This is a genomic window from Flavobacterium sp. (genome assembly GCF_029242675.1).
In the GTDB taxonomy this organism is placed as follows: Bacteria; Bacteroidota; Bacteroidia; order Flavobacteriales; family Flavobacteriaceae; genus Flavobacterium.
In genome coordinates this window covers 1-7,537 of the sequence record NZ_JAQWTM010000105.1, presented here as the reverse complement: position 1 = coordinate 7,537, position 7,537 = coordinate 1, and the positions used below count along the sequence as shown (strand labels likewise).

Genomic DNA, 7,537 nt, shown 5'->3' with positions numbered 1-7,537 from the left:
TATCTCCCCATTGCGCAACGATATACCCATTTTTGATGATTAACCCGGCAGGACCGCCGCGTTCTTTCATTGGACCTACAATTTTATAGTCGGGCTCGCGAGCATAGGATTTCAGCACCGCAATTCGTAAATCGCGCTCTACTTTATTTTCATTCGCTTGAGCAAAAGCAACCGCATCGTTTAATAGCGTTGGATTCATTTTTAGGTCGGTAGCTGTTTTCACCTGCCATTTTTTATCGGGATAGTAGTTGGTTTGTGCATGTGTTAATGTAAAACTAAGACCAATAATAAAGGCGAGAATGGTATTTTTCATAGTTAACTATTTTGTGGCAAAAGATAAGTTTTGAATCACCTCAGAACTGATTGACCTGCATATAAAAACAGCAAAAAACCAAATTAAGGTTGTTTTGCTGTTCGAAAATACGAATTATAAAGTGGATTGCAAAGATGCTACTCGCATAAAGTAGAAAAAGCATTTAAGACCGTTGCTCTTTTTTGCAAACATCTAAAGCCTATCGTGCTGAATTAGTAAACAACTTGTGTTTTGAAAAAGACTATTGAACTATTTCAGTAAACATGCCCGTAACAGCGGATTCGAGGTGAAAGCTTTAGCAATACAGTCCTACTGGTAGTATTTCAGTAACCGAAAATTAATGAACCTGAATAGCAGGAATATAAATATCAAATCGGGCACCATTATTTACTGTACTAGTTGCTGTAATTATACCATTGTGATTTTCCACTATTTTTCGTGCGATTGTTAACCCAATTCCTGTTCCTTTGTAAACGTTCTTATGGTGCAAACGTTGGAAAATTTCAAATATTTTTTCATTAAATTTTGCATCAAATCCAATCCCGTTATCAATTACGCTGATGTGATGGTGATCGCATTTTAAAACTAAATCAGTACTAGCTGCGTTATCGTATTTTATAAAATCACTTGTAATTACAATATGTGGCTGTACTTCTGGAACGGAATATTTAAGCGAATTACTGATAAGATTTTGCAATAATTGTCGAAATTGAAAAGGAATAACATTTACTTCTGAAAGATCCTGCACTTCGATAATGGCTTGTTTTTCCTTTATTTCCTCTTTTAGCATTTTAATAGCTTCTTTTACAATTTTATTGAGGTTGCTATTCACGAATTTTCTTTGAGTAGTTTTTGTTCGGGAATAAGCAAGTAAATCATCAATAAGTGTTTGCATGTGCAAAGCGGATAATTTGGTTCGCTCTACATAATATTTCCCCATGGCAGATAAATTATCGTATTCCTCTACGAAGATTCTGCCGGAGAATGTTTGGATTTTCCTTAGTGGTTCTTGTAAATCATGACTCGAAATATAGTAAAAAGATTCTATTTCCTTGTTAGCAATCAACAATTCACGCGCGCGCTTCTCCATTTCAATATTTTGATAGGCTAATTCTGTATTGGCAAGTATCAGTTCTTGCGCTCGTTTTTCTTTTTCTTGATTTTGATACGCTAGCTCTTTGTTTGCAATCACTAACTCTGCGGCCCTTTTTTCTTTTTCTGAGTTTTGATATGCTAGTTCTTTGTTTGCGATTATTAATTCTTCGGCTCGCTTTTCTTTCTCTGCGTTTTGATATGCCAATTCTTTATTAGCAATGAGCAGCTCATCAGCTCGCTTCTCCTTTTCTGAATTTTGATATGCTAATTCTCTGTTAGCGATAACCAGCTCATCAGCTCGTTTCTCTTTTTCTGAATTTTGATACGTTAATTCTTTTATGGCAATAACCAACTCTTCAGCACGCTTTACTTTTTCCTGATTTTGATACGTCAATTCTTCGATAGCGATAACCAACTCATCAGCTCGTTTTACTTTTTCGTTATTTTGATAAGCCAACTCGGAATTAGCAATAACTAATTCAGCTGCACGCTCCTCCTTTTCGGCATTCTGAATAGCGAGTTGCTTGTTCGAAGCTTCAAGCTCTTTGTTGACAAAAATTAATTGGAGCTCGCGTTTTTCGGTTTCAATAACTTGCAACGCTAATTTTTCACTCGCTATAATTAATTTAGCAGCAATATTTTGGTTATTCTCGATTTAGAGAGACCTATTTGTATTTTTAGAAAGTACTTTTTTGCTCATTTTTATGTTTAAAAAATTCAAATAAGAACTATGGTTTCAATTCCGTTTGTCTTTTATTGTTCAATTATGTTGCTGCTTGCAACTAAAATTACAGTCTGAATAATTACAATCAAATGTACTACATATTCCGATGAATCGTGTATTTAAAAATAGAGTCCAAAATTCCCTGTATACCAGGAAAAATAGATGGTGATAAAATGGTTTACTTTCATTGAATTAATGAACTGTTTTAACCTGTTTTTATAGGCGAATCGACTTGTGTTTATTGCGTGCATTCAGCTTCAATCCCACTCGATAAATCCTCAGTAGGAGCATTAAGTAAAGAGTGCCTGTTTTGTTAAATTGTATCCTTTTGCAGTCAGGGTGTCAAAAAAGAGGCATTCATGATAATATATTTTAAATTATAGAGTTGGTAAATACCAACTATGAAAACAAATAATCACTTTAAAGATTGTTTTTACCAACATAATAAAAATAACTAGATTTACTTCATTAAAATTTGTATATTTGTTGGTAACTACCAACTTAAAATGCAATTTAATAATTTAAAGATGGAAAATACCAACAATAATTGGATAGAAATGAGTGATCTCGCTATTATACAAAATATAGGAGCATTCATTAAAGATCAACGGCTAAAGATCAATAAAACGCAAGCACAAGTAGCTACAGAAGCAGGTGTTAATCGATGGACTTTGGGCCAAATTGAAAACGGCGAAGCTATTACGCTGCTTTCCTTAATTCAAATATTACGTGCTTTAGATCTTCTATACTTACTAGAAGGATTTACTATAAAACAGGAGATTAGCCCTTTAGAACTCGCTAAACAAGAGCAAAATAAGAGGCAACGTGCTAGCAGTACTACAACTACAAACTTTAATCAATCCGACTGGTAATGATCACAACCGCTTTTGTAAAAATATGGGGAGAAACAATTGGCGCCGTAGCTTGGAATGCTCAAACCGCTGTGGCTAGTTTTGAATACGACCCCAAATTCATAAAGTCTACCGTAGATTTGGCACCACTAAAAATGCCAATACGTACTAGTGCCAACCGTATCTTTTCATTCCCTGAATTGCGAGATGTCAAAACATTTAGAGGATTACCCGGCTTACTCGCTGATGTGCTGCCTGATGACTACGGAAACCAATTAATCAACAGTTGGCTTGCGCAAAATAGCCGACCTGAGAATAGTATGAACCCCGTTGAACTCCTTTGCTTCATAGGAACTCGTGGTATGGGCGCTTTAGAATTTGAACCCTCACAACTAACGGTAAACAAAAAAGCATTTGATATAGAAATAGACAATTTAATTAGCCTTTCGCAAAAAATGCTTTCTAAAAGAGAAGGTTTTGAAACTAATGTTAGTGAGAACGATCAAAATGCCATGCTGGACATTCTGAAAATAGGAACTTCGGCTGGTGGTGCGCGCCCCAAAGCGATTATTGCCTATAATGAAAAAACGGGACAAGTAAAGTCTGGGCAAACCATTGCACCCAAAGGTTTTGAACATTGGCTGATAAAATTAGATACCGTAAGTGATGTTCAATTTGGTGAAAGTACGGGCTATGGTCGGATTGAAATGGCCTATTACCTTATGGCAACTGCCTGCGGAATTGAAATGATGGAATCCCGATTGATGGAGGAAAACGGTAGAGCCCATTTTATGACCAAACGTTTTGATCGTGAAGGTGGAGCCGAGAAGCACCATGTACAAACCTTGTGCGCGATGCAGCACTACGATTTCAGCCAAATTACTAGTTTTAGCTACGAACAGTTGTTTCAAACCATGCGTATGTTACGCCTTCCCTACCCGCAAGCGGAACAACTATTTAGAAGAATGGCATTTAATGTAATTGCTAGAAACTGCGACGACCATACTAAAAACTTTGCTTTTCGCCTTAAAAAAGAAGGCAATTGGGAATTAGCACCTGCTTATGATATCTGCTTTGCTTATCGCCCAGATAGTGATTGGGTGAGCCAGCACAATCTTAGTATCAATGGTAAAAGAAAAGACATTACTAAAGACGATCTTTTACTTATTGCTAAAAACATGAATATTAAAAAAGCCAATACCATCATTGAGCAAATTAGTGCCACCGTTGCTAATTGGTACGAATATGCCGAAAAAGCGAATGTAGCAGAGAATTTAAAAGAGAAAATAGGTGGATTTCATTTGAAGATGGAATAAAATTAAATGCTAAATTCTTATTATTCAGTTGAACAATTTTAAAAATCAAACACTTCTTAATTTAACTAAAGCTAAAATGGTTCGTGTAGTTAAGTACTCTTTTACTAGCAATAATGACGGGCCACCTGTGGTATAAGATCAAAGAAACTGATAAGAATTAGAATTAACATAACTAGTTAAAGAAAAAGTGTGTAAAATAAATTTGTTTCACAGCACATATTTTTAACCTTCGACACAAACTTTTCATTGAGGCTTGTATGAAAAGCAACTATACCATGCTCAAAAAACAATAGTTGAAGTCTAAAAAGCATTTATAGAAAATTACAACAAATTTAAACGTTGCATTAATTCGGGTCTGTTTGCCCTACTAACGGGTATCACATCTTTACCTATTAAAACACTGTTGTCTTCGATGTCAATTATTTTTTTTGTGTTAATTATATAGGATCGGTGCACTTTTAAAAATAATTCTTTTGGTAGCTTAACCTCTATTTTCTTTAAAGTAGAGTGAACCGTGTAATTTTTATTTTCGGTCTTAATTAAAATGTAATCTCCTTTTGCCTCAACTAGTGTAACAGTCGAAATATTTATTTTAATTAATCTTCGATCAATATTAATGTAAAACTCATCAGCTGTATCCGTTGCGGTAACCTCATCCGAACTTTTCACAACTGATTCCGCTATTGTAGTTGCTGTTCTTAGTTTTTGAACGGCTTTTTCAAATCGATCTTCGGAGATGGGTTTTACCAAATAATCAACAATACACTCATATTCAAATGCTTCGATAGCAAAATTTTTATCGGAGGTAATTAATATAACTTTAGGTGGGTTCTTTATGGTTTGAATAAAATCAAAACCCGTAAAATCGGGCATATGAATATCTAAAAAAATAGCATCAACTTGGTTATGATTTAAAAATTTAATTGCTTGCATAGCGTTGCTAAACTCTTCAAGTACATTTAAATCTTTACGAGATGAAATCATCTGACTAATGATGGCTCTCGCCATCATTTCATCATCAATTATAATGCAGTTCATACTTACAAATTTTTATAATTCATTTACAAAAGCTTGCATCAAATTTAATGTGCTTTCAAATTCAGTTTGGAATTCAGAACTGTTCTTTAATAAATGATCTTCATATTGATGAGCAATATAATAACTTTTTTCTAAACCAAGTACAGCAATTTTATGTTTTAATTTGTGCACACACTCAGCTGTGACCTTAAATTCTTTTTGGGCTACACTCCTATTGTAAGCATCGATCTCTAGTGGTAATTCTTTTTTAATGATGGTAATCATTTTTATTTTAAAATTATTATCTCCACCTGACAATTTCAAGATGTAATCAATATTAGGCTGCTCCATTTTTTTTAGGTAAAGTAAAATAAAAAGTTGTACCCTTGTTTTCTTCACTTTCGAGCCAAATAGCTCCTTCGTAAAAATCGATGATTTTTTTCACAATTGAAAGCCCAATTCCTGAAGATTGATTATTGCTTTCTAATTTAGTAAATATATTAAATATTTTTTTATGATATAGCTCGTTTATACCAATACCATTATCTTTAATATAAAATTGAAAGTTAGTATCATTATCAATAACTCCTATTTGAATACTCCCTTGTGACTTATCATTATACATTATTGCATTTTGAATTAAATTTTGAAACAGCTGTTTAAATCGCATTGCATTTCCAAATAGTGTTGGTAGTTTCTCTTCTATTGAAATTGAAATGCTTTCTGGTACATTAATTGTCCTAATGACTTCATTTACTGCTATATTAAAATCTATCAACCGGTCTTGAGTATCCACCTTGTCTATAGAGGAGTATTCTAATATACCTTTAATTAAAAAGTCCATTTTCTCTACATTTGATAGGATAACCTGTAGCGATTTTTTATTGTCATCATTTAAAATAGCATCATTATCTTGAATAAACCAATTAATAAGAGTGTCAATATTACGTAGTGGTGCTTTTAAATCATGAGAAACGACATGGGCATATTCATTTAATTCTTGATTTTGTTCAGCCAGGTTTTTTAAAAGTTGTTCTCGTTGCTTATTAATTTCAACTATTTCATAAGCTTGTTTTTTTAGATATTCTGCTTTACTAAACTCTTTTTCATAGGACAATTGATCAGGATCAAGATTCATTGATTGTAAAATATCCGATAAGTTTTTATTTATTTCTTTAAGATTTGAGGATTCTACACGGAGCTTTTTATTAGCTTCAAATAACTCATCTGAACTAATTTTCATTGCTCTTTGTGACATACTAAGTTGATCCTCGTAATTTTCGTACGAATCATTAACAGCAATTAAAAATAAATTTAAGTCTTTTAAATGCTCTGGCTTTATGAATTTAGCAATTTGTCTTTCTAGTAAAGTATTCATTATTCGCTAATCAAGGTTAATGTCATTGTTTGATTGTGTAGTTCACAAAATGTATTTTCGGCAAAAGGTGCCATTTCTCCGTAAGAGTAAAAACCTGTTACAGCCACATCAGGACCAATAACTTCTTGCACTCTTTCTATCTCTTCTTCTACTCTTTGATTCATAACTAATTTTCTGCCTACACAACTTACTAGTAATGCTAACTGAGGTTTTACTTTCCTATCATTCATTGCTAGTTTAGCAGCTTGCTCCGCTCCATCTGCAATTCCATCCACTGATGACATCATCAGCTGTACTTTGGAATCCACAGGAACATCGCCAGCGAGTATCATAGAATTATCTTCATTATTAATATTCAAAATTGTTCGTACGACTGCCTGCTGCTTCCCTTTAGCAGTAACATTTAAAGGGTATAATAAAGAGGCTTGAGGCAATTTATTGGCTTTCTCACCCAAATATTTCTTATAAAGGTCTAACGCTGGCTGACCATCAATTTCATATAATATGTTTGCCTCCGATTTTGTAATTATTCTTTCGGGACCAAATGGTGTCCATCCGCCAAAGCTTGAAAATGAAATTTCTAAAGTTGTTCCATAAAAACCAATTAAAATTACTTCACCTTCTTTTGGATTTTCATTATAAGAGGCCAAAGTTTTCTCAAATTTAGCATCGTCTCCACACATTCCGCCTGAGATTGGAATATTATTTTGAATATTAACTTCTAATCCTTCAATTAGCGAACTCCCATTAATAAAACTTCCCTCAGACAGGACAAATAAATGTCGTAAATTTTCTTGCAAATTGGCAATGTTTCTTTCGTGGATAACCTTTCGTATGGTGTGG

General features: G+C 33.7%; 7 protein-coding genes and 1 pseudogene. 2 read left to right on the top strand and 6 right to left on the bottom strand.

All coding sequences use genetic code 11. The features are described from left to right. Together P8M54_RS04245 and P8M54_RS04240 are read right to left on the bottom strand one after the other, a co-directional pair. Positions 1-313 (bottom strand): annotated as a pseudogene (locus P8M54_RS04245) (serine hydrolase); the annotation flags it as partial. A 337-nt stretch (positions 314-650) separates the two neighbouring features. Beyond that, on the bottom strand, positions 651-2,006 hold the full coding sequence (locus tag P8M54_RS04240; protein ID WP_300285556.1) for an ATP-binding protein: 1,356 nt from the start codon (positions 2,004-2,006) through the stop codon (positions 651-653). A 653-nt stretch (positions 2,007-2,659) separates the two neighbouring features. Here P8M54_RS04240 and P8M54_RS04235 point away from each other — a divergent pair. Next, entirely contained in the window at positions 2,660-3,004 is a 345-nt protein-coding gene (locus tag P8M54_RS04235) for a helix-turn-helix transcriptional regulator (RefSeq protein ID WP_300285553.1), read from the top strand. After that, positions 3,004-4,299, top strand: a complete 1,296-nt coding sequence (locus tag P8M54_RS04230; RefSeq protein WP_300285552.1) for a type II toxin-antitoxin system HipA family toxin — start codon at positions 3,004-3,006, stop codon at positions 4,297-4,299. The genes P8M54_RS04235 and P8M54_RS04230 overlap by 1 nt, the downstream gene beginning before the upstream one ends. A gap of 321 nt (positions 4,300-4,620) precedes the next feature. Here the strand turns inward: P8M54_RS04230 and P8M54_RS04225 are convergent, their stop codons facing one another. The 4 genes from P8M54_RS04225 to P8M54_RS04210 all read right to left on the bottom strand — a co-directional run. Beyond that, a complete protein-coding gene (locus P8M54_RS04225; protein WP_300285550.1) occupies positions 4,621-5,337 on the bottom strand; it encodes a LytTR family DNA-binding domain-containing protein in 717 nt (238 codons plus the stop codon). A 12-nt stretch (positions 5,338-5,349) separates the two neighbouring features. Further along, entirely contained in the window at positions 5,350-5,667 is a 318-nt protein-coding gene (locus P8M54_RS04220; protein WP_300285548.1) for an Hpt domain-containing protein, read from the bottom strand. Beyond that, positions 5,654-6,694: an ATP-binding protein gene (locus P8M54_RS04215; protein WP_300285547.1), complete on the bottom strand. Its 1,041-nt coding sequence runs from the start codon at positions 6,692-6,694 to the stop codon at positions 5,654-5,656. The genes P8M54_RS04220 and P8M54_RS04215 overlap by 14 nt, the downstream gene beginning before the upstream one ends. Further along, a partial coding sequence (locus P8M54_RS04210) for an FIST C-terminal domain-containing protein (RefSeq protein ID WP_300285545.1) occupies positions 6,694-7,537 on the bottom strand: 844 nt, incomplete at its 5' end. The genes P8M54_RS04215 and P8M54_RS04210, both read right to left, overlap by 1 nt.

What these genes read in the sequence shown, in the direction of transcription:
- P8M54_RS04235 (WP_300285553.1), top strand. Translation starts at nt 2,660, where the DNA reads ATGGAAAATACCAACAATAATTGGATAGAAATGAGTGATCTCGCTATT.
- P8M54_RS04230 (WP_300285552.1), top strand. Translation starts at nt 3,004, where the DNA reads ATGATCACAACCGCTTTTGTAAAAATATGGGGAGAAACAATTGGCGCC.
- P8M54_RS04225 (WP_300285550.1), bottom strand. Translation starts at nt 5,337, where the DNA reads ATGAACTGCATTATAATTGATGATGAAATGATGGCGAGAGCCATCATT.
- P8M54_RS04220 (WP_300285548.1), bottom strand. Translation starts at nt 5,667, where the DNA reads ATGGAGCAGCCTAATATTGATTACATCTTGAAATTGTCAGGTGGAGAT.
- P8M54_RS04215 (WP_300285547.1), bottom strand. Translation starts at nt 6,694, where the DNA reads ATGAATACTTTACTAGAAAGACAAATTGCTAAATTCATAAAGCCAGAG.